20 protein-coding genes are annotated in these 22767 nt (G+C 40.8%); 18 read left to right on the top strand and 2 right to left on the bottom strand.

All coding sequences use genetic code 11. The annotated features are described in order from the left end of the window. Positions 1 to 30 precede the first annotated feature (30 nt). The 16 genes from BUB87_RS09090 to ymfI all read left to right on the top strand — a co-directional run bounded on the left by BUB87_RS09090 (position 31) and on the right by ymfI (position 17483). The gene (locus BUB87_RS09090; RefSeq protein WP_073344442.1) at positions 31 to 1158 is read left to right on the top strand and encodes a glycosyltransferase family 4 protein; all 1128 of its coding nucleotides are present in this window, start codon (positions 31 to 33) and stop codon (positions 1156 to 1158) included. A 36-nt stretch (positions 1159 to 1194) separates the two neighbouring features. Then, the gene (locus BUB87_RS09095) at positions 1195 to 1629 is read left to right on the top strand and encodes a MarR family winged helix-turn-helix transcriptional regulator (protein WP_073344444.1); all 435 of its coding nucleotides are present in this window, start codon (positions 1195 to 1197) and stop codon (positions 1627 to 1629) included. A gap of 21 nt (positions 1630 to 1650) precedes the next feature. Then, entirely contained in the window at positions 1651 to 2262 is a 612-nt protein-coding gene (locus tag BUB87_RS09100) for a DedA family protein (protein ID WP_073344446.1), read from the top strand. Between the two features lies 1 nt (position 2263). Beyond that, positions 2264 to 3316 carry a GNAT family N-acetyltransferase gene (locus BUB87_RS09105; protein ID WP_073344448.1) on the top strand — a complete coding sequence of 351 codons (1053 nt, stop codon included), beginning with the start codon at positions 2264 to 2266 and terminating at the stop codon, positions 3314 to 3316. Between the two features lie 77 nt (positions 3317 to 3393). Then, a complete protein-coding gene (gene trxA, locus BUB87_RS09110) occupies positions 3394 to 3714 on the top strand; it encodes a thioredoxin (protein ID WP_073344451.1) in 321 nt (106 codons plus the stop codon). A gap of 131 nt (positions 3715 to 3845) precedes the next feature. Next, entirely contained in the window at positions 3846 to 5471 is a 1626-nt protein-coding gene (locus BUB87_RS09115) for a response regulator (RefSeq protein WP_073344471.1), read from the top strand. A gap of 22 nt (positions 5472 to 5493) precedes the next feature. Then, positions 5494 to 7272, top strand: a complete 1779-nt coding sequence (locus BUB87_RS09120; RefSeq protein WP_073344454.1) for a sensor histidine kinase — start codon at positions 5494 to 5496, stop codon at positions 7270 to 7272. 226 nt (positions 7273 to 7498) lie between these two features. Next, on the top strand, positions 7499 to 8590 hold the full coding sequence (locus tag BUB87_RS09125; RefSeq protein ID WP_200792792.1) for a galactose ABC transporter substrate-binding protein: 1092 nt from the start codon (positions 7499 to 7501) through the stop codon (positions 8588 to 8590). Positions 8591 to 8667: 77 nt separating this feature from the next. Next, positions 8668 to 10182, top strand: a complete 1515-nt coding sequence (locus BUB87_RS09130; protein ID WP_073344456.1) for a sugar ABC transporter ATP-binding protein — start codon at positions 8668 to 8670, stop codon at positions 10180 to 10182. Between the two features lie 20 nt (positions 10183 to 10202). After that, positions 10203 to 11207 carry a galactose/methyl galactoside ABC transporter permease MglC gene (gene mglC / locus BUB87_RS09135; protein WP_073344458.1) on the top strand — a complete coding sequence of 335 codons (1005 nt, stop codon included), beginning with the start codon at positions 10203 to 10205 and terminating at the stop codon, positions 11205 to 11207. A gap of 202 nt (positions 11208 to 11409) precedes the next feature. Further along, positions 11410 to 13158, top strand: coding sequence for a glycoside hydrolase family 2 protein (locus tag BUB87_RS09140; protein WP_073344459.1), 1749 nt, complete (start codon positions 11410 to 11412; stop codon positions 13156 to 13158). Between the two features lie 170 nt (positions 13159 to 13328). Beyond that, on the top strand, positions 13329 to 14348 hold the full coding sequence (gene aroF, locus BUB87_RS09145; RefSeq protein WP_073344460.1) for a 3-deoxy-7-phosphoheptulonate synthase: 1020 nt from the start codon (positions 13329 to 13331) through the stop codon (positions 14346 to 14348). Continuing rightward, positions 14345 to 15199, top strand: a complete 855-nt coding sequence (locus BUB87_RS09150; protein WP_073344461.1) for a prephenate dehydrogenase — start codon at positions 14345 to 14347, stop codon at positions 15197 to 15199. Before aroF ends, BUB87_RS09150 begins: the two co-directional genes overlap by 4 nt. Beyond that, a complete protein-coding gene (gene aroA, locus BUB87_RS09155) occupies positions 15190 to 16479 on the top strand; it encodes a 3-phosphoshikimate 1-carboxyvinyltransferase (RefSeq protein ID WP_073344462.1) in 1290 nt (429 codons plus the stop codon). The genes BUB87_RS09150 and aroA overlap by 10 nt, the downstream gene beginning before the upstream one ends. Next, entirely contained in the window at positions 16480 to 16746 is a 267-nt protein-coding gene (locus BUB87_RS09160) for a metal-sensitive transcriptional regulator (RefSeq protein WP_073344463.1), read from the top strand. Continuing rightward, positions 16743 to 17483: an elongation factor P 5-aminopentanone reductase gene (gene ymfI / locus BUB87_RS09165; RefSeq protein ID WP_073344464.1), complete on the top strand. Its 741-nt coding sequence runs from the start codon at positions 16743 to 16745 to the stop codon at positions 17481 to 17483. The genes BUB87_RS09160 and ymfI overlap by 4 nt, the downstream gene beginning before the upstream one ends. Positions 17484 to 17535: 52 nt before the next feature. Here the strand turns inward: ymfI and BUB87_RS09170 are convergent, their stop codons facing one another. Both BUB87_RS09170 and BUB87_RS09175 read right to left on the bottom strand, forming a co-directional pair. Beyond that, positions 17536 to 19020, bottom strand: a complete 1485-nt coding sequence (locus BUB87_RS09170) for an aminotransferase class I/II-fold pyridoxal phosphate-dependent enzyme (RefSeq protein WP_073344465.1) — start codon at positions 19018 to 19020, stop codon at positions 17536 to 17538. Positions 19021 to 19123: 103 nt separating this feature from the next. Then, complete coding sequence (locus BUB87_RS09175; protein ID WP_073344466.1) at positions 19124 to 20275, bottom strand: MGDG synthase family glycosyltransferase; 1152 nt, start codon at positions 20273 to 20275, stop codon at positions 19124 to 19126. Between the two features lie 195 nt (positions 20276 to 20470). On the opposite strand from BUB87_RS09175, the gene BUB87_RS09180 reads away from it, so the two are divergent. Continuing rightward, positions 20471 to 21397, top strand: a complete 927-nt coding sequence (locus BUB87_RS09180) for a Na/Pi cotransporter family protein (RefSeq protein ID WP_073344467.1) — start codon at positions 20471 to 20473, stop codon at positions 21395 to 21397. 28 nt (positions 21398 to 21425) lie between these two features. Next, positions 21426 to 22562, top strand: a complete 1137-nt coding sequence (locus BUB87_RS09185) for a glycosyltransferase family 4 protein (RefSeq protein ID WP_073344468.1) — start codon at positions 21426 to 21428, stop codon at positions 22560 to 22562. The last annotated feature ends 205 nt before the right edge of the window (positions 22563 to 22767 follow it).

A 22767-nucleotide genomic window follows, 5' to 3' on the forward strand; every position in this document is an offset into this window, starting at 1 on the left:
GCAAGACTTTGTGGCATAAGGAGGGTTTTTATGAGTGTACTTATTATCACTACCATTGATCTAAGCAATTCTCTTACTCAAAGACCCCATCATATGATCAGGTACTTAAAAAACAAGGGTATAAAGGTAACGGTTTTATCGGCGTCTTTTGAAAACAGCGGTGAAATAAGAGATATTACAGAAGAGAACGTAAGATATATCACAATATCATTGCGCTTTCTCGATACCTTTGATCCCAGATCTATGTATATTCCTTATTCACGGATAGATAATGAGCAATATGATGTTTGCATGGCCGTAGGACCCTGGGCAGGAATGATCGCTATTATATTGAAGCGCCAGCGCAAGATCAATAAACTGGTGTATGAAGATGTAGATTATTTTCCCGCCTTTTTTGACTATGATATAATATACGAGAGAGTAAGGCAGATGGAGAAAACCTGTCTCACATGGGCAGATATTGTTGTATGCGTAAGTGAAGAACTGGTAGAATTGAGGCGATATCAGACTAACACTCCTGTATATTTTATACCTAATGGAGTGGATCTTGGCGTTTTTAAAGAAAAAAAGGCTGAGGAATCGGAATCGACTTTAGATGATGGAATAGGTGTAGATGCGGTGGATTTGATATATTCTGGGGCGCTGGAAGACTGGGCTGGAGTGGAGTTTGTTATAAGGGGAATGCGGGAACTGATTAAAATTTTACCTGATATAAAGCTTGCTGTGTTGGGTAAGGGGAGCAAAGGGAACATGCTGTTTCAGCTGGTAAAAGACCTATCATTAGAAAACTCGGTGAGATTTTACGGTACTGTTAAGTACGATGAACTGCCACGGTATTTCAAAAATGCTCGGATTGGAATAGCGGTTTTAAAGCCTGTGGAACTTATTAGATATGCTTTTCCATTAAAAGTAATAGAATATATGGCAGCCGGTCTGCCTGTAATAGCCACAGATATAGGCGATATGGGAAGAATATTAAAGAAGAACGGTGCAGGTATTGCTATAAATTATAGCCAGGCCGAGTTTGTAGAAGCAGCATGTGCCCTTTTAAATGATAAAGAGCTTTACAAAAAGTGTTCAGAAAATGCTAGAAAAACCTCTAAAAAATACGATTGGAATTGCTTATTTGATGAAGAGTTTGATATAATAGACATATGATAAATTAAATTTATATTTCAAATGAAGAGGGATAGTATGGATACATTGGATCGCGATCTTGCTACGGTTATGGCTGCGTTTTATTTTGACAATATAAAACACTTCAAACATCTATTTAAGGACGCTGTCATAACGCCGTCTCAATATAAAATACTCAGCAATATAAAAAAAATTCAGCCCTGCAAGATGGGAGACCTCAGCAGCGTTTCATATATAAGTTTTGGCAGTCTTACGGTCATGGTAAATAAGCTGGTGGAGGAAGGCTTTGTAGACAGGATACCCTGTAAAAAAGACCGCAGGATAATCTATGTTAAACTTTCCGAAAAAGGGGAACAATACTTAAAGGAAAGTGCCGAACACTTTATAAGTTTGCTGGAAGACAAAGTTCGTTCCTTAAAAGAAGAAGACAAACAAAAGCTGAAGGAACTACTATCGCAGGTCAATGAATTGCTTAAGAAAGTATGGGTTTAGTGTACAGGAGATAGGTATAAAATGGACAGCGGTTTTGCCAAGCATTTATACGACTATGTCGTCCAATACGGGTATATTGCGGTGTTTTTGGGCCTGGCCATTGAAGGTACAGGTATGCCAGGCCCTGTGGAAATATTGTTTTTTGCATCAGGTATATTGATAGCAAAGGGCAGCTTTTCGCTTTGGGCTGTGATTTTGATTGCCACCCTTGGCAATTTAACGGGGAATCTGGCGGCATATGCTGCTGGATATTATGGGGGAAGACCTTTTATAGAAAAGTACGGCAGGTATTTGCATGTATCTGCTCAGGATATAGATAAGGTGAGCAAATGGTATGACAGGTATGGTGGCGTTGTTGTATTTATAAGTAGGATTATAGGGATCACCAGAACCCCTGCCATCTGGATTTCTGGTATATCGCGCATGAATGTGATAAGCTATGCTTTTTACTCGCTATGCGGTGATTTTGTCTGGGCGAGTTTTTGGACTGTTGTAAGCGCTCAGAGCATAAACATCTTTAACGTAGTGAGGAAAAACGGTCATATTCTCTATATAATAATACCGATTATCATCATACTCGTCGTTTTTGTGTGGTGGAAATTCATTAAATTTTATAGAACCGGGAGAATTTAAAATGGGTTTTACAGTAGTACGCAGACTTGAGGATTTAAAGAAATACGAGAGCAAATGGGCTGGTTTGCAAAAAATTGAATCCTTTACACCTTTTCTGAGCTATGAATGGATAGTAGAATGGTTAAAATTTTTTAAAAAAGGGCGCAAGCCGTTTATTCTGCTGGGTGAAGAAAATGATGAGCTTGTATCGCTGATGCCACTGATCGGTTCAATGCTCCGATACAGGTTTATAGGGTACAATAACAGCGATTACATTGATATTATAGATCAAAAATGGCGATTTGAGCAGATAATGAGTCTGGCCAGAGGGGCTATACCCGGCGATGCAATAATTGACCTTGAACACATACCTGAAGACTCATACTTTCTAAAGTACATAAAAGAAAATTTCAAAGATGATGCTGCTGTAATTCCACAGGAATCTTGTCCATATATGGAATTGGCGCCGGATTGGGAGCAGTGCAAAAGTGGATTAAACAAGCGCTTTAGAAAAAATCTTGAATACTCTATGAGGAGACTGGAGAGGGATTTTAGATTCGAGGTTGTGAAGCCCCGTTCTGAGGTTGACGTAGAGGTGTTTATGAAGCACCTTATCAAATTTCATCAGGAAAGATGGCACAAAAAGATGATGCCAGGTGCTTTTTATTCTGAAAAGATAAGGCAGTTTCACGTATCGGTGGCAAAAAAGCTTTTTAAAAGGGACTTTTTGATATTAAATGCTATCAAAATCAATGAGAAAATAGCTGCGGTTATATATGGATTTAAAACAGACCGCTGCTATTATTATTACCTCAGCGGATTTGATCAGAATTATGCTAAATTCAGCCTGGGAAATGTATTGGTTGGCCTCACGGTAAAAGAGGCTATAGAAAATGGGGCTAAAATATTTGATTTTTTAAGAGGCAACGAAAGCTATAAGTATCTGTGGACGGATAAAGAGAAACGAGTGTATAGAGTTATAATATCCCGTGGAACAATAGTGTCGAAGGCTTTAAAGGGAGGAGTTATGGCAGAAAATAGTATTGTGACCTATATAAAAGAAAAATTTTCTTGACATAAAAGTAAAAATATATTATATTATATCTAGACCCCCCACTGAGGGAGGGTATTCGGAATGAGGAGGTATTAATTATGGCGGTTATTGAAGCCAGAGATGGTAATTTCGCACAAGAGGTGTTGAATGCTGATAAACCGGTACTGGTAGATTTTTGGGCAGAGTGGTGCATGCCTTGCAGGATGATGGCACCTGTTGTGGACCAGATAGCTGAGGAACATCCTGAGATAAAGGTTGTAAAGTTAAACGTAGATGAAAATCCCCTGATCGCGTCGACATACAGGATAATGAGCATACCGACATTGGGCATTTTCAAAGACGGCAAGATGGTCGATAAGGTCATAGGAGTTACACCGAAGCAGCATCTGTTAAATAAAATATTGCAATACGTAGACTAAAATAAAGCATCTCTCTAGCGATGGAGGGATGCTTTATTTTGCTTTTGTGTTGCTTGACAATTAAAAAGGCTGTGTTATAGAATGGAGAACAGATGGGTGTTTTTGTCGAAAAAAGTAAAGGGGTTTTGATTATGTATAAATTATTGCTGGTAGACGATGAGGAAGAGGTAAGAAAAGGTATTATAAAGAAGATCGAATGGGAAAAATACGGCTTTGACATGGTGGCGGAAGCGGAAAATGGATGGGATGCTTTAGACGTAGCAGAAAAAATGGAGCCTGATGTGGTCATTACTGATATAAAAATGCCGTTTATGGACGGTATAAAATTAGCCGAAAATTTACGGGAAAAATATCCTACTATCAAGGTAATAATATTGACAGGATACGATGAGTTTGAGTATGCGCAAAAAGCGATAAAATTAAATGTGGTAGATTATGTTTTAAAACCCATTTCATCCCGTGAGTTGATTGATGTACTTGTAAAAGTAAAGTCGCAGATCGATGAGGAAATCGCTCAGCGTCAGGATATCCAGGTTCTTAGGGAACACTACAGGAAGAGCTTACCTATATTGAGAGAAAAATTTCTGGCGTCACTGGTTATGGGTAGGTTGAACAAAGGGGAGATCGCGGAAAAGGCGCGAGCTTATGGCATAAACTTGGATGGAAAGAGATTTGTGGTGTCCATCGTAAGTGTTGACAACAGCGATGAATTACCCCCTGATATGGGATTTATTTTGCCACAGGATAGTGAGTTATTAAGCTTTGCAGTTTTGAATATATGCGAGGAAATAGTGGAGAAATACCAGCTGGGAATAGCATTTTTAAACAATGAGCAGGTTGTGATCATAACGGTTAGCGATGAGAGCGATGAGTATACAGTCATAAAAAAGACAATTTCCACGCTGGAAGAGATACGCAGCAACATTGAAAAATTCCTTAAATTTACAGTTACTGTTGGAGTGGGCGTGGTATGTGGAGATATAGGGGATATAAGCAATTCTTATAAACAGGCGGTCTCTGCGCTGGATTACAGATTGATACTTGGTAATAACAGAGTTATATGGATAGAAGATATAGAGCCTCAGCGAGAAGAGAAGATTATATTTGATGAAGAAAAGGAGCGTATGCTCACAAGCTGTATAAAAGTAGGTACTCCTGAGGATATCGAAGAAGTAGTGGATAGGTTGTTTGAAGGCGTGGATTGGGCAAAGGTTTCCATTAATGACTATAAAGTGTATTTGATAGAAATTCTTACCACTATATTGAAGACTACAAAGGGGCTTAACATTAATACAGAGGAGATATTTGGTGCCAATCTGGACATCTTTACTGAAGTATATAAGTTCAATAATATTCAGGCAGTTAAGGGATGGCTCAAAGGTATATGTATTAAGATAATGAATAGCATTTTAAATGATAGGCAGGACACATATAAACTCATTGTGGAAAAGGCGAAGGAATACGCTAGAAGCCATTACGGCGAAAGCGACATAACCATAGACAGGGTTTGCAGGTTGCTCCATATAAGTCCTACCTATTTTAGCTTTATATTTAAGAAAGAGACGAAAACAACTTATATGAATTATTTGCTGAAGATCAGAATGGAAGCGGCAAAGGAGCTTTTAAGGACGACAAACATGAAGGTATTTGAGGTCGCTGAAAAGGTAGGTTATACGGAACCTAATTATTTTAGTTATAGCTTTAAAAAATATGTAGGCATATCTCCTACGGAGTATAGAAATTCTATAAAGCGATAGATTGCTTATAGGGGTTGAAAAATTGAGACAAACAGCATTTTTTGATTATTTCAGTGGCTTTTTCAAAAGGTTATTTAAAGGTGTAAGAGTAAGAAGTATACAATTTATAATCACGGTTTCTTTTGCTATGGTCGTACTTTTGGCCATGCTTTTTATAGGATTCGTTCTCTATGATAAATTTTTACAGGTGGCGGAACAGGATGCAGCTCTCAATTTCCGGCAGGTGCTGGAAGAAGTTAATTTAAATCTTGAGTATTATCTTAAAGACATGATATATATATCCAATACCATAAGCAACCAGTTGAGTGTAGGGGAGGATTTTCCTAATAGCAAGGTACTGGACCAGATGAATGTGATATTAAACTCGAAAAATGATATAGCAACGCTGGCTGTTTTTTCAGATAAAGGAGAACTTTTGCTGGCGACACCTTTTTCAAAATTAAAAAGAGGAGCTGATGTCAGAAAAGAAAGCTGGTTTAATCTGGCCTTGAGGAACTTTGGAAATTACTATTTTTCTTCGCCCCATGTTCAAAACCTTTTTGAAGAGCAACATAGCTGGGTGATATCATTGAGCAGGGGTGTTACTTTTGAACAAAAAGGGCAGAGGCTGAATGGGGTTTTGTTGCTGGACATGAACTTTCGCACAATAGATCGCCTGTGTCAGATGGTAAACCTCGGGAAAAGGAGTTATATCTATATAATAGATTCTAATGGCAATATGATATATCGTCCTCCTCAGCAAACGGGACATCTTGACCTGAATAAGAAAAACAACATGGCTTTTGCCAACCGCCCTGATGGCAGTTATCTTGATAACATAAACGGAGAAAAGCGGCTGGTGACAGTTAGGACGGTGGCGTACACCAGGTGGAAAATAGTAGGTATATCGTATATGGAAGAATTGATAGCCACGAAGAAAGAAGTAAGCAGGTTTATTGTGCTGTCGGTGGTTTTAGGGTTCTTTTTTGTGATTTTTGGATCTACTTTAATCTTTAGAAAAATCTTCCGGCCAATGAAGCGCCTGGAAGAGTCTATGAAGATGGTACAGGCTGAAAATTTCGATGTGCATTTTGACATTAAAGGCGAAAATGAGATAGCACAACTGGCAAAGGCTTTTAATTTGATGGTTTCGCGGATTAAACACCTTATGAATCAGATAGTGCTTGAAGAAGAGCAAAAGAGAAAGAGTGAATTAAATGCATTACAGGCGCAAATAAACCCTCATTTTTTGTACAATACGCTGGATTCCATTGTCTGGATGGCTGAAAACGGAAAAGTGCAGGAAATCATCGATATGGTGACGGCGCTGGCCAGGTTTTTTAGGATAAGCATAAGCAGGGGCAAGAATATAATTACCGTAAGAGAAGAGCTAGAACATGCCAGGAGTTATTTGACGATTCAGAAAATAAGGTATAAAGATAAGTTCAAATTTGAAATTGAAGCGCAGGAGGAGGCTCTTGAATGTAAGACGTTAAAGCTGATTTTGCAGCCCATAATTGAAAATTCCATATATCACGGCATTGAAAATATGGTAGATGAGGGCTTTATAAAGGTTACTGCGAGGATTGTGGACGATAAGTTGCTTTACCAAGTCCAGGATAATGGTGTTGGCATAAAACCTGAGGTTCTGGAACACATCCTGGAGTATCAGACCGAAGGCAGGAAGGGTTCTGGTATAGGGATAAAAAATGTCCATGAGAGGATACAGCTGTTTTTTGGGAAGGAATATGGCTTGCATATAGAGAGTGAAGAGGAGGTAGGAACCACTGTGAGCATATGGCTTCCTGTGGTGAAAGATTAAGGCACATAGGAGTATATCTACATGTAAAAGGCTTTTAAAGCCTTTTTTTTGTGCGCAGATTTAAGGGCTTTACGCAGTGAAATTAGCAGTATAAAAACATATAAAAAGTAGAATTTCTATGAAAAATCGTAGGATTTTATATTAATTTATACTTAAACAGATGATAACATTATCATTGACATAGGGAGAATAAAAATATGAAAAATAAAGAGGAGGTCATGGATAAATGTTAAAGAAAAGGATGATGAAAGCTATCTCCTTAATGGCTGCTACAGCATTGATTTCAGGGATATTGGTGGGCTGCAGCGGAGGACAGAACAACCAGGGGAGCGGGGCCAGTTCTGGCAGTACTAAGACATCCAGCGGCAAAGAGATCAAGATAGGAGTTGCACTTTACAAAGCTGATGACACTTTTATTTCTAATGTACGGGATAACATTGAAAAGACAGCTCAGGAAAAAAGCAAAGCTACAGGCGATAGGATCACAATAAACGCCGTAGATGGTCAGGGTCAGCAGGCAACGCAGAATGATCAGATTGATACATTTATCACTCAAGGCTACAATGTATTGGCTGTAAACATGGTGGATCGTACTTCTGCTTCTGTGATTATTCAGAAAGCAAAGCAAGCAGGAATACCGGTAGTTTTCTTTAACAGGGAGCCTTTAAAAGAGGATATGAGCAAGTGGGATAAAGTGTATTACGTAGGAGCCAAGGCAGAAGAATCCGGTAAACTTCAGGGACAGATTCTGGCTGATTATTGGAAAAAGCATCCCGAGGCCGATAAAAACAAAGACGGCAAACTGGAATATGTGATGCTGGAAGGAGAACCAGGACATCAAGACGCTATTTTACGTACCAAATATTCTATACAGGCCCTTGAAGATGCTGGAATAAAAACGGTTAAACTGGCCAGCGATACCGCTAACTGGCAGCGCGCACAGGGACAGGAGAAAATGGCGGCATGGTTATCGGCTTTTGGAGATAAAATTGAGGCCGTACTTGCAAACAATGACGATATGGCATTGGGAGCTATTGAAGCATTGAAGGCTGCAGGATATTTCCAGGGCGGTAAATACATGCCGGTTGTAGGCGTAGATGCCACTGCACCTGCTCTTGATGCTATAAAGGCAGGACAGCTGCTGGGTACTGTTTTAAACGATGCAAAGGGTCAGGCTCAGGCCATTGTGGATGTGGCTTATGCATTGGCAAAAGGAGAAGATCCATCTAAAGCTGTAAAGAATTTGAGCGATGGAAAATACGTATGGGTTCCATATAGACCTGTCACAAAGGACAATTTAAGTGAATTTGCTAAATAAAGATTCAGGGAGTTTTGTTGCTCCCTGAATCTCTGATTAAAAGGCGAAAAACGATGTTATTAAACGAGGTGTAGTGTATGGCACAAGAATATGTTTTAGAGATGCGCAATATTTCTAAGAGTTTTCCAGGAGTAAAAGCTCTGGACAATGTGACGTTGAAAATCAGACCAGGTACAGTTCATGCCCTTATGGGCGAGAATGGAGCCGGTAAGTCTACATTGATGAAATGCCTCTTTGGGATATATGTGCCTGATGCCGGTGAGGTGATTCTAGAAGGCAAGAAGGTTCAATTTCGAAATCCCCGGGAAGCGTTGGACCATGGTATATCTATGATTCATCAAGAACTCAATCCTGTTCCATATAGAAGTGTTATGGAGAATATATGGCTGGGGAGATTTCCGGTCAGGCAAATTATGGGCGTTAAAGTGGTGGATCACAAAAAGATGTACAACGACACTAAGGCTTTGATGGAAGAACTTAAAATAGATATAAAGCCGGATACACTGGTGGCCAAGCTTTCTGTCTCTCAGATACAGATGATAGAAATAGCAAAGGCTATTTCCTGCAAAGCAAAAGTGATCGTTATGGATGAGCCCACATCCTCGTTAACCGAAAATGAAGTAAAGCATTTATTTGAAATCATAAATAACCTGAGAAAACAGGGTATTGCTATTATATATATTTCTCACAAAATGGAGGAAATTTTGGAAATATCAGATGAAGTCACTATCATGAGAGACGGTCAATACGTGGGTACATGGCCTGCAAGTCAGCTTTCTATCGATATGATTATATCGAAGATGGTGGGCCGCGATCTGACTAACCGGTTTCCTATTCGGCAAAATACTCCTGGCGATGTCATAATGAGGGTAGAAGATTTTACAGCTGCCGATCCCAAATCATTTAAGAATGTAACCTTTGAACTCAGGCGAGGGGAAATCCTGGGTATAGGAGGGCTTGTAGGAGCCCAGCGCACTGAGCTGGTAGAGGCCATATTTGGGTTGCGCAGTATATCCAGCGGAAAGATATTTATATCGGGAAAAGAGGTTAAAATTCGAAATCCCATTGATGCAAAGCGCCATGGTATAGCCCTGCTCACTGAAGATAGAAGAAATACAGGTATATTTCCGGTTTTATCGGTAGAGGATAATGCTTTAATTTCCAGCATTGATAATTATATAGATTATAAGTTTGTCTTAAATCAAAGGCGTGCTATTAATGACATAAGGTCTTTTATAGATAGACTTCAGGTAAAAACTCCATCACTGAAAACCGCCATCCAGTTCCTGTCAGGTGGAAATCAGCAGAAGGTGATATTTGCCAGATGGTTGTTGAATAACCCTGACATCCTGATCTTCGATGAGCCTACCAGGGGAATTGATGTGGGTGCAAAATATGAAATATACAAGATTATCGCTGATCTGGCTAAGCAGGGTAAAAGCATAATAATGATCTCTTCGGAAATGCCTGAACTTTTGGGCATGTCGGATAGGATAATGGTAATGTGTGCAGGCCGGGTAAGCGGTATAGTGGATGGTAGAGAGGCTACTCAGGAATTAATAATGAAGTATGCTACGCAATTTGTTGCATAGATGAGGAGGGTTTAATAAAAATGACAGATGCCGTATTAAAAAAAGAAAAAAGCTTTAGTTTGCGTGAATTTATGAACAAAAATGCGATTTATCTTGTGTTGTTGGGTTTAACTTTGGGAATAGGTTTATTGGATAATAATTTTCTTTCGCTGGCAAACCTGAGAAATGTTCTTATAATAGCGTCTGTGCGCGTTATCATCGCTTTAGGCGAAGGCGGCATTTTGATTACACGAGGAGTTGATCTGTCTGCGGGACGTGTGGTGGGGCTTACCGCTTGTGTTGCGGCAAGTCTTCTTCAAAGACCAGACTATGCTTACAAGATGTTTAAAGCATTGCCTCATCTTCCTGTTTTTGTGCCAATTCTTCTGGTTATACTTTTAGGTTTGATTATAGGCATAATTAATGGTTCAATCACCGCTTATCTGAGAATACCGCCTTTTATTGCCACCCTTGGTATGACGGTAATAGTTTACGGTGCTGTTAGCATATACACCAATGCTCAGCCTATAGGTGGTCTGAGGGATGATTTTACAAATCTCGCTTCAGGTTCTATATTTTTTATTCCCAATATAGTACTGATCGCTGCTATAGTAGCGTTATTGGTGTGGTTTATGTTAAATAAAACCCGTCTGGGTAAATATATATACGCCATAGGCGGGAATCCCAATGCCGCTGAGGTATCTGGTGTTGACGTAAAACGCACCTTGATAATGGTTTATGGAATCGCAGGTGCTCTTTACGGTTTGGCTGGAGCGCTACTGGCGGCCAGAACCGGGGGAGCTACAAACAACTATGGTCTTATGTATGAGCTTGATGCCATAGCTGCTGCTACCATAGGAGGGGTATCTACTTCGGGCGGTATTGGAAAAGTCTCTGGCATCATTACAGGTGTTCTCATCTTTGAAGTGCTCAATAATGGCCTGGTTATATTAGGATTGTCCGCATATTGGCAGCAGATCGTAAAGGGAATTGTCATCATTGCGGCAATAGCTTTTGATATCCGTAAATACCTCGCCAAGAAATAGTAAGAGATAGTATGTTTTTAAAATTCTATAAAATAAAAGGTCTTCATCTTTTATCCATGTAAAAGGTGAAGGCCTTTTATTTTTATATGCGGTGGTCTTAGGGTATATACAAAATACATTGACAGCGTTTTAAATAATAGAGTAAAATAAGAGAGAAATTTTAAGAAATACGTTAACAAAATGAAAGCAGAGGGGGATTATGATGTCGATTCAGGGCAGTAAAGAAAATGTTATACCGAGACCTGAATACCCCAGGCCGCAGATGGTGAGGGATTCATGGATTAATTTAAACGGTATCTGGGAGTTTGAGATCGATCATGGAAAAAGCGGCAGAGCTAGAAAAATATACGAGAGAAAATTGGAGAGCAAGATACTGGTACCTTTTTGCCCTGAGAGCAAGCTATCAGGGATAGAGTACAAGGATTTTATGGCAGCGGTATGGTATAAGAGAGAATTTGATATACCTGATGAATGGATGGGTAAAAGGGTACTTATTCATTTTGGAGCTGTAGACTATGAAACGGAAGTATGGATTAATGGCGTCTCTGCAGGAAAACACCGTGGTGGGTATACGTCTTTTTCCTTTGATATAACAGGTCTTATAAAACCAGGCACCAATGTGGTAGTGGTTTGTGCGGAAGACGATGTGCGCTCGGGGCTTCAGCCTAAAGGTAAGCAGAGCAGCGAGTATTACTCTCATGGCTGTGATTATACCAGGACGACGGGTATCTGGCAGACGGTATGGCTTGAGTGTGTGCCTCAGGAGTATATATCCTCGTTTAAGATTATACCCGATCCAGAGAATGAATGCGTATACATAGAAACGTATTTTGAAGGCGATACAGATGGGTATACCATAGAAGGTACAGCTCTTTACGATGGCAAGAAAGTAGGCTATGAAAAGGTATCTATAGGAGGAAAAACGGCCAGATTTTGCATAAAGCTGTCGGAGATACATCTGTGGGAGCCGGGTAGTCCCGAACTCTATGATCTGGAGCTGGTGCTTTGCAAAGATGAGGAGCCGGTTGACTCCGTAAAAAGCTATTTTGGGCTTAGAAGCGTTATTTTAGGCAAAAATGCGATTTTAATAAATGGTAAACCTGTTTTTCAGAGACTGGTTTTAGATCAGGGTTTTTATCCCGATGGTATATATACGGCGCCCAGCGATGAGGATTTAAAGAGAGATATAGAGATATCCATGGAACTTGGTTTCAATGGAGCGAGATTGCATCAGAAGGTCTTTGAACCGAGATTTTTGTATTGGGCTGATAAGCTGGGCTACCTGGTCTGGGGCGAATACGGCAGCTGGGGGCTAAATATAACGACACCCATGGGCTTAGAGAGGTTTTTGCCTGAGTGGCTTGAAGCGGTGGAAAGGGACTTTAACCATCCGTCGATTATCGGTTGGTGTCCGTTTAATGAAACATGGGACCTGAACGGGACCAGGCAGGATGATGAAGTGCTGCGAATCGTGTACAATGTGACAAAAGCCATTGATAAGACCAGGCCTGTTATAGATACCAGTGGCAACTTCCATGTGGCAACGGATGTTTTTGACATACACGACTATGAGCAGAATCCAGAGGTGTTTAGGGCAAAGTTTGAACCCATGAAAAATGGAGGGGAAGTCTATGTTACATTCCCTGATAGACAAAAGTATCAAGGCCAGCCGTATTTTGTAAGCGAATACGGCGGTATATGGTGGAGCCCGGGAAATGATAAGGGTTGGGGTTATGGGCAGAGGCCTGCCAGTGAGCAGGAGTTTATGGAAAGGTACAAAGGGTTGACAGAGGCCTTGCTGAGCAATCCTGCCATCTGTGGTTTCTGCTATACTCAGCTCTATGATATAGAACAGGAAGTAAATGGTTTATACACATACGACAGAAAGCCTAAATTTGATGTAAAAGCGATTTATGCTATAAACAGCCAGAAGGCAGCTATAGAGGAGTAGAGCCTTATGATGCTATAAAATTTCCTGGCAAAGCCGCGGATGTTGTGATATAATTTATTTATCATGTGACGAGATATCGTGATAAGACGGTGTTTTCGTAGCATGGTAGTACGGTTGGTTATATTAATTTAGTTTTGTTCTATTGTAGGATGGTAGAGGAGGAATGTTTTATGATTATTTTGATGAAGCCAGATTACTCAGAAAAAGATCTGGAAAATGTATGTGAGTTTTTGGCCAGGAAGGGTTTGAACTACCACATATCCAAAGGCACCGAGAGGACTATAGTAGGCATTATAGGAGACAAGAAAGTCCTTGAAGGGTATCCTGTTGAGCTGCTGCCAGGAGTAGAAAAGGCCGTTCCGATCGTTGAGCCCTATAAGCTGGTGAACAGGAGCTTTAAGCCACAGCCTACTGTTGTGGATGTGGACGGCGTTAAAATCGGAGGAGATGATATAGTGCTGATTGCCGGTCCCTGTGCTGTAGAGAGCAGGGAGCAGCTCATGATTACTGCAAGGGCGGTTAAAGATGCTGGTGCCAGGATGTTGCGGGGAGGCGTATTTAAGCCCAGGACATCTCCATATTCCTTTCAAGGTTTGCAATGGGAAGGCCTTGAGTACATGGTTGAGGCCAGAGAAGAATTAGGCCTTAAAATAGTTACAGAGGTTGTCAATACGCAGGACGTGGAGCGAGTGGCTGAAAAAGTAGATATGCTCCAGATTGGTGCTCGCAACATGCAGAACTTTCAACTACTCCGTGAGGTCGGCAAGAGCGGAAAACCGGTTCTCTTGAAAAGAGGGCTTGCATCTACTATAGAGGAGTGGCTAAATGCTGCCGAGTATATCATGGCGGAAGGGAACCCTAATGTTGTGCTATGCGAAAGGGGTATAAGGACCTTTGAGACGTATACCAGGAACACGCTGGATTTAAGTGCTGTGCCGGTTATAAAGTCCAAGAGCCATTTACCTATCATTGTGGACCCCAGCCATGGCACAGGCAGGCGGGATCTTATAAAACCCATGGCAATGGCGGCCATTGCGGCAGGTGCTGATGGTCTTATAATCGAGGTTCACCCTGATCCTAAATCGGCTTTGTCCGACGGCCCTCAGTCTTTAAAACCCGATGAGTTTGACGATCTGGTCAAGAGCATATCAAAAATCGCTGAGGTCCTGGGAAGAAGGATCAGCCTATGAATATAGGAATAATAGGTTTGGGCCTCATAGGAGGCTCGCTGGCAAAAGCTATAAAAGCCCATACAGATCACCATGTATGGGCTTTGGATATAAATGTAGAGAGCCTGAAAGAAGCCCTGGCAGAGGGTGCAATTGACGAGTACAGGCTATCGCTGGGGGATTCCGGCCAGACTATTGCTGCTGATGTGGTATTTGTGTGTACCCCTGTGAATGCGGTTTATAACACGGTTAAAGCTGTAGCGGAGAGGGTAAGGCCCGGTACGGTCATAACAGATGTGTGCAGTGTAAAAGGAGAAGAGTTGAGGCGGGTAAGCAGCGAGATACCCGATGATGTATACTTTATATCCGGTCATCCTATGGCAGGATTAGAAAAAGGAGGCTATAACAATAGCAGCAAGGACTTGCTAAAGGGTTGCACATATCTTTTGTTGCCTGACGGTGCACCGGATGAAAAGGTTGAAATGCTCATATCCCTTGTTTCTGCAATAGGGGCGAGGCCGTTGTTGATAGATCCTGATTATCACGATGTGGCAGTGGCTGTAATAAGCCATATGCCCCATGTCATATCTGCAGCTTTATTAAATCTTACGATGGACAACGACAAAAAAGGGATATTAAAGGAGATAGCAGCGGGAAGCTTTAGAGACCTGACCAGGATATCTTCTTCATCTCCGGAAATGTGGAAGGACGTATGCCTTCGCAATAAAAAAGAAATTGCCAGGGCTATAAAGATGTTTGAAGATACATTGGAACACTTTAGAGCCATGTTAGAAGAAGAGAAGGAAGAGGATTTAGCCGAGTTTTTTTTAAACGCAAAAAATTATCGTGAGAGGGTTATATCATGCAGATAAAGGGTGATTGCAAAGGATTATACGGGAGTGTGGTAGTTCCTGGCGACAAATCTATTTCACATAGGGCAATTATGCTAGGGGCTCTTGCTGATGGAGATACGGTGGTGTACAATTTTTTAAGAGGTCAGGATTGCTTGTCTACCATATCTTGTTTTAGAAAGCTGGGAATAGATATAGAGGAATTTGATGAGAGGATCGTGGTACACGGAAAAGGCCTCAAAGGGCTTAGAAAGCCTGAAGACATTCTTTATGTAGGCAATTCTGGTACCACCATAAGGATAATGATGGGCATCCTCTCGGGACAAACCTTTGACTGCGTGCTGGACGGGGATGATTCTATAAGGAAAAGGCCTATGGATAGGGTTATAAAGCCTTTGAGGCAGATGGGAGCGGTGATTGATGGCAGAGACGGTGGTTTTCCTCCTATAACAGTAAAAGGTTCTGTACTAAAGGGTATCAATTATCAAATGCCCATAGCCAGCGCACAGGTGAAATCCTCTATTCTCATGGCGTCTTTGTACGCCGAAGGAGAGACGGTCATTTATGAGCCGGTAAAATCCAGAGATCACACCGAGATAATGCTGTCATATTTTGGAGGAGATGTGACCATATCGGGAAACATCATCGTTTCACGCCCTGTAAACCGTCTCCAACCGCAAATCGTGGATGTTGCAGGAGATATATCATCGGCAGCCTATTTTATAGTAGCGGGTCTTATAGTACCTGATTCAGAGATCCTGATAAAGGGTGTAGGGGTAAATCCCACCAGGACAGGTATAATTGATGCCCTTTTGAATATGGGCGCTGATATAGAGATAATAAATAAGAGGATAGTGAGCAGCGAACCCGTAGCTGATATACGGGTGAGGACCAGCTGCTTACATGGCATTACCATATCCGGCGATATAATACCCAGAATGATAGATGAAATACCTATTTTCTGCGTTGCTGCTGCTATGGCCGAAGGAATTACTGTGATAAAAGATGCATCAGAACTAAGAGTTAAAGAGAGCGACAGGATTTATACGATATCCCGGGGCCTCAGAGCATTGGGTGCTGATGTTCGAGAAACCCATGACGGCATGGTTATATATGGCAGGCCTCAGAATGGTTTTAATGCTTCGACGGTAAAGAGCTTTAAAGACCATCGAGTAGCCATGTCCATGGCAATAGCGGCTCTTGTTGCAAAAGGAGAGACCACCATTGAAGACTTTGAATGCGTTGATATTTCATTTCCTGGCTTTATAGAAATACTAAATGGTATAAGGAGAGATATATAAATGGCTCATGATATGAAAAAAGATATTATATTTCGGCTAAGAACTATAAAAGGGCATATTGATGGTATTGAAAAGATGGTAGAGGAAGGCAAGACCTGCGATGAAATCCTGCTACAAATAGCCGCTATAAAGTCGTCCATAGAAAAAGTAGGTTATTCAATTCTAGAAAATCACGCCAATGAATGCCTTATAAATATGGAAAAGCAGGGCGTTAACGTTGACGAGGTCAATAAAGTAATACGGTCGATATTAAAATTTGTGAAATGAGACTTAAAGGGAAAACAGCCATAGTTACAGGTGCTTCCAGAGGGATAGGAAGAGCTATGGCCTATAAAATGGCCATGGAAGGGGCAAGGGTTCTGGTCAATTATAATAAATCAAGGGATGAAGCTATAGACCTTGTCCACGAGATAAGAAATAAAGGCGGCTATGCTATAGCTTTTGGAGCGGATGTCAGGGATAGAAAGATGGTCAGAGAAATGGTCAAAGTAGCCAGGGTCAACCTGGGGAAAATTGATATAGTTGTAAACAATGCAGGTGTTGCCTGCTATGCCCTTTTTACTGACATGACAGACGACCAATGGAGAGAAGTCATAGATACCCATGTGACAGGGACATACAATGTATTAAAAGAGGTCTTGCCGTATATGGTATCAGAGAAAGCTGGGTGCATCATAAACATTTCTTCCATATGGGGTATTTCTGGCGCGGCGATGGAAGTTGCTTATTCTGCTGCCAAAGGAGCTATAATAGCCATGACGAAAGCATTGGCCAAGGAGCTTGGTCCCAGCGGCATAAGGGTGAATGCTATCGCTCCGGGTATTATAAAGACGGATATGTTAAATGATTTTAGCGATGATGAACTGAAAGAGATTTGCCTTAATATACCTGCAAAGAGGCTGGGTAACCCCGATGACGTAGCTAATTTAGCCGTTTACCTTGCTTCTGACCAAGCTCGTTATATAACAGGGCAGATATTGACGGTGGATGGAGGATATTTATAAATGAACCCCCTTCAACCATGTTATGAAGTGGATTGAAGGGGGTTTTCATTTGTCACGCGGTTATATTGATTGCTTTTATATCCCTTACGACCTTGATGTAATTGACCTCAGGGTCTTCTGTCCCCTGCACAAATAGCCCTGCTCTTTTCATTTCATCTACGTAGTCAACGATATCCTGCGTTATTATCTCGCCGGGACATAGGACAGGTATACCTGGTGGATAAGAGAGGATAAACTCGCTGCTTATCTGGCCTACGCTGTCCTTTAACAACAGCGACGCTGTATCACTGATAAAAGCCTCCCTTGGATTTAGTAGCTGTTCAGGAATATCGGGTATTTCACGGGATGTAAATCTTTTTACGGTTTTGGTATAATAGGAAGCACTTATTTCTTTGAGTGCCTGTAAAAGCGCGTCTACCGATTCCCGAGTGTCACCTATAGAAAATACCGCCAGGCCGTTGTACATATCGGCGAGCTCCAGCTGAATGTGGTATTTTTCTGCCAGCAGCCTTTCTAGCTGATAGCCTGTAATTCCCAGGTCCCGGGCGTTTATGGTTACCTTTGTGGGGTCAAAGTCGTATACGCCGTTTTGACCTATAAGCTCTTCGCCAGGGCAGTACAGGCCTGGTATTTGGTTTATTGCCTTACGGGCGTATTGTGCTAATTCAATAGTTCTATCCAGCAAAGCCTTACCTTCTGTAGCCATCTGCATCCTGGCTACATCCAGTGATGCTAATATGACATATGAAGGGCTGGTAGTCTGAAGAAGGCTCATAACAGCTTTAACCCTGTTGATATCTATGGTATTTTTTACGTGAAGCATAGAGCCTTGGGTCATAGCTCCCAGTATTTTATGGGTGCTCTGTGACGTTATATCAGCGCCAGCATCAAGGGCGCATATTGGTAGCTTTTCATTAAATTTGAGGTGTGGGCCGTGGGCTTCATCAACCAGCAACAGCATGTTGTTCTGGTGAACGATATCGGCGATCCTTTTTATATCGGTAGCGGCGCCGTAGTATGTGGGGTTGATGATGAGAACAGCTTTTGCATCGGGGTTTTCCCGTATCGCTTTCTTTACGGCAGCCGGTGTTACACCCATGGCAATTCCCAGCCTGTCATCGATTTCAGGCTTTATATACACGGGAATAGCACCACTCAAAATGATCCCCGATGTGACAGATTTGTGTACATTTCTGGGAACAATGATCTTATCCCCTTCTTTTACAGTACTCAGTATCATTGCCTGAATAGCACCGGTAGTACCGTGAATGCAAAAGAATGTGGCATCAGCGCCAAAAGCATCTGCAGCCAGTTCCTGGGCTTCTTTTATGGCGCCTGTAGGTTTGTGCAGGCTGTCCACTTCTTTAAAGACGGTTACGTCAATAGATAAGACGTTTGTTCCAACAAAATTCTTGAATTTATCGGACATTCCCGCGCCTTTTTTATGGCCTGGCACGTGAAAAGGCACGGTGTTATTTTCATAGTACTTTAAGAGTGCATCAAAAAGCGGGGTTCTGGTTTGATCTAATTTGTTCAAGTTTATTAACACCTTCTTTCTACGGTTTAAAAGCCCGAAACTCTGCAAAGTTTCGGGCTTGCAGCGATATAATTATAGACCTCTGCGGGAATTTTTTCAATACTTATTTATTAGAAGGGTTAAAAAATTTTTTTGATTGGTCGATTTTATCAAGTATTATTTTTGCTACATCTATAGCTGAATTAGGTTTTGATATTTTTCTGCAATTTTCTTTTATGGTTTCATATAGTTCTGCATTGGTTAAGAGTTGATCTATCGCGGCAATTATATCTTTAGCGCCATTGGCTTTGATGGCCGCCTGTTTTTTTAATAGAAAATCCAGGTTGTACATCTCCTGACCGGGCAGTGCGGTGTTGATGATTATGGGCAATTCCATAGCCAGGGCTTCAGATATAGTCAGGCCGCCAGCTTTTGTCACTATTAAGTCCGATGCTGCCATATATTCATTTATATTATTGACAAATCCTGTAACATGCATTGGCGTCAATGATTCGCGAGCTATAGCCATAGCCTTATTTTTTAGCTCTTCATTGCTGCCTGCGATAATTATTACCTGATAATTCCGGCGTACCTTTGATATCTCCTGGGCTATGCTTTCTATATTGCCCAGGCCCAATCCCCCGCCCATTATCAGGACCACAGGTCTTTCTACATCAAGGCCTAGTTTTATTCTTGTTTTGTATTTGTCTGGTCTTTTGCTAAAAGACGGATCTACGGGAATCCCTGTTACATAGATATTATCCGGTCTAACGCCATTATCAGCTATTTTTTGTTTGATATCATCAGATGCTACAAAATAAATATCGACGCAGTCATCTATCCAGTAGCCGTGGATGTCATAATCTGTGATGATGGAAGCGATTGTTACACCATTTTTAACTAATTCTTTTTTAAAGTGGTATATAGCATAATATGTAAAAGGATGGGTACACAGGATAAAATCGGGTTTGAAATGTTTTAGAACCCTTTCCATCTGGAAATAAATTCCTTTGCCGACTACTTTGATTATTTTTTTACCTTTTTGTGCTCTTTCTTTGTCATATATATATCCCCATAACTCTGGCTTAACTTTTAATGTCATGAGATACGTCTCTGTTGATAGCTGCGTCAAAGCTGGGTAAAATGTCTTCCACGGATTTAAAATCAAAACATGAGCTGCAAATTCCAATGTATATATAGCTTTTTGGACGGCTTTAGCCGCCCGCTCATGGCCTTCTCCGACCTTTTCTGATAGTATTAAAATCCTTTTTCCCATAATAAAAATCCTCCGTGAAATTCATTATATCACAAAATGTTTAAAAATATGTGAACAAAAACCGCTTAGCGTTGTTTTGAGCAAAGTTTTCTACAAAATCCAGGAATCAAAAGGTACCTTTGTAAATATGATTTTAGTATAAAGAGCGGCAATAGCTGATATTTTTTTCAGTGAATTGAATATTGGGAGCGTTATATGATGTATATAATAGTACTCATAAGAATTCTTTTGGGTTTGGGCATATTTTTGTTCGGAATGTATTTCATGAATGACGCGATAAAAAGGATGGCTTTGAGAAGGGTAAAGCGGATGTTTGCCCGCGTTTCTGAAAATGTTTTGGCAAACATCTTTTTAGGATTTTTAATAACAGTATTTTCAGGTTCCAGCAGCGGTGTTATAATTATGATTATAAGCTTTATTGATGCAGGAATTATCGACTTGGGCCAGGCTGCCGCAATAATAATGGGTTCTAATATCGGAACGACTGTTACAGCTAACGTACTGGCATTTAATGTGTTTGATTTTACCATATACTTCATCCCTATAGGGGTTTTAGGCTATATCTTAGGACGGAATATAATGATAAGGCGGCTATCTCAATTTATCATCAGTATTGGCTTATTGTTTTACGGTATAAACTATATGAGCCACTCACTAATACCCCTTAAAAAAAACCTGGATTTTGTAAGGATACTTCGGGATATTGGTGGGAAGCCCCTTGAGGGGTTGCTATTAGGTGTTCTTTTAGTCGCGGTGATTCAATCGTCTACAGCTGGTATAGCTATGTTGCAGTCTTTTGCAAGAGCCGGTTTAATATCCACCATGGGCGCGGCACCCATGGTGTTTGGACAGAATATAAGCACGTGTTTTGATACCCTTGTAGCAGCTATTATGACCAGAGATAAAAAAGCAAAAGGTGCGGCGTATTTTCATTTGCTTTTTAATGTATTCGGAACTATTATATTTATGCTGCTGTTAAAGCCGCTGGTTAATCTGTCAATAATATTGAGTGGAGAAGACCCTGCAGAGCAGATCGCAATGGTGCATACACTTTTTAATGTGGGAACCACGTTGATATTACTTCCATTTTTCAAATACATAGTGGTTTCTTTGCAATTATAAAGTTATTATGTGAGGGAAGATGTATAGAATGAAAATAGTGCATATTGTGAGGACGTCCCGTGGAGGTATGCTATCCCATGTAAAAATATTGCTTTCATGGTTGGTGGAAAACGGCCATGATGTTTCTTTGATAGGAGATTTTGATAATGATACCCGAAATTGGTTTCAGCGCAAAGGCATAAAGGTTTATGATATTGTTTTTAACAACGATAGTAATATATTTTCATTGCTTGGCAGCGCTGCGAAAATAGCCTCTATATTAAAAAAGGAGAGACCTGAGCTGGTGCATATGCACGGATATATCGCATCTATTGTGGGCAGGCTTGCATGCATTGTAAATAGGTTGCAGCCTACTGTGGTGACAATTCATAACTATATGCCTGACAACCATGTTGTGAAAAAGTTCTTTGTGGTTATGGAGAAAGTACTTTCAAGATGGACAAGCGTATATATCGCAGTGGCCGACGCACTAAAGGCATATGTGATCAATCAGGTAGGAATACATGAAAGCAAAATACTGACGATATATAATGGTATCCCATATCGCGAATATGAAGCAGGCGTTTATGGCCAATCTGTGCCAAAATATGTGAAGAGGGTAATCTCCATAGCCAGGCTTATACCTCAAAAGGGCGTCGAATACTTTATCAGGGTCGCTGACGACATTTTAAATATGAGAGACAACGTTGAATTTCTCATACTGGGGGACGGCCCTCAAAGAGATCATCTAGAAAGTCTGATTAAAGAGCTGAATAGGGCGGATCGGATAAAACTGTTGGGCCACAGAGATGATGTAAATGCCCTGCTGGACAGCTCGGATGTGTTTGTTCTGCCATCTTTTTCAGAGGGTATGCCTGTATCTATCATTGAAGCCATGAGAGCGGGCAAGCCTATTGTAGCCACAGATGTAGGGGGTATACCAGAGGAAGTGACAGATGGCGTAAATGGTCTACTGGTAAAACCCGGTGATGCAGAAGGGTTGAAACGCGCTATTTTAAGGTTTCTGGATGACCCTCAATATGCCAGAAGATGTGGTGAAAAAGGATTTGAATTGTATTGCAATAAATTCAGTGCTGAAAAGATGTGCCTTAAGACCCAGGATGTTTACATGCAATTGAAGAAGGCCAATAAACATAAGGGAGTGAAAAATATTTTGTGTATTTAGATTAATTTCATGCTCTTTCTTGATAAGAATCAATTAACATTTTATTTAACCCATTTCTTAGTATAACCTTTTTTCTACATTTTATGCATTAAAATGAATTAAATTGGTTAAAATATTTAATCAGGGATCCCCTGAGCTTTTTTAAGAACCTTTGAAGACCGTAGGGATTCAAAGGTTCTTAAAAAAATTTTTTCGGGTTTCCCCT

The sequence above is a fragment of the Caldanaerobius fijiensis DSM 17918 genome, from assembly GCF_900129075.1.
Taxonomy (GTDB): domain Bacteria; phylum Bacillota; class Thermoanaerobacteria; order Thermoanaerobacterales; family Caldanaerobiaceae; genus Caldanaerobius; species Caldanaerobius fijiensis.